This is a genomic window from Streptococcus phocae, assembly GCF_001302265.1.
In the GTDB taxonomy this organism is placed as follows: Bacteria; Bacillota; Bacilli; order Lactobacillales; family Streptococcaceae; genus Streptococcus; species Streptococcus phocae.
The window spans coordinates 1-806 of record NZ_LHQM01000070.1; the positions used below are offsets into that span (position 1 = coordinate 1).

The following is an 806-nucleotide window of genomic DNA, read 5'->3' on the forward strand; positions in this document are numbered from 1 at the left end:
TCCCCATACAAAAAGCCCCCAAGGGAGAAGGCCTGATTCTTGCTTCCCTCTGGGGACTCTCTCAACCTAAAGCCCGATGCCCAAAATCCTTAAAATAAGGCCCAACCTTACGAATCAAAGCCCTACGTCCCTCAAAGCGCTCTCCTCTTACCAAGGCTTGAAATTGCTCATACTCCTTGGCAGTCAGCTCCTGCTCAAGCCCCTCTACAATGCCCTGATATGCCACGTAATCATCTAGGGACAAGCCTGAACTTGGAATGCAATGGGCAACATCGCCGATTTCATCATAAGCTAATTTATGAAAGCGTCGCTTCTGGCTTTCTTGCTGGCGCAACACATCTTTTAAATGGGATGAAAACTTTGTTTTAAAATAGGCATACAAGCGCTTATCATCACCGGATAACTCCGGGTGACTCTCCAACAAGCAATAAAGAACGATACGCCCCTCTTGTAGCCAGTCATCGTGATCCCATAACTGAATAAAATACTGACGCTTTAACTTCAAAATAATTGGTTTAACCTTATCAAAAAGCAATACTGCTTCCTGGGGCATGACAACTCTCCTTTTCATTGTGATAAGCTTATTATAAAGGACACACTTAAAAAGCAACAGGACATAAATGTCCTGTTGCTTTTTGCTTATCGTAAACTATCAAACTCTTCAGGGCAATCAAAAAAGATAGGACATCATCCTATCTTACGTACGTTGACTCCGCCAGTAGGACTCGAACCTACGACATCATGATTAACAGTCATGCGCTACTACCAACTGAGCTATGGCGGATAAAAGCTAAGCGACTACCGTA

At 43.7% G+C, this 806-nt stretch carries 1 protein-coding gene and 1 tRNA gene; both read right to left on the bottom strand.

The window, feature by feature from the left end:
- Window positions 1-61: 61 nt before the first annotated feature.
- Window positions 62-553, bottom strand: coding sequence for a hypothetical protein (locus AKK44_RS08355; RefSeq protein WP_054279293.1), 492 nt, complete (start codon window positions 551-553; stop codon window positions 62-64).
- A 157-nt stretch (window positions 554-710) separates the two neighbouring features.
- Window positions 711-784 (bottom strand) — tRNA-Asn (locus tag AKK44_RS08360).
- Window positions 785-806 lie beyond the last annotated feature (22 nt).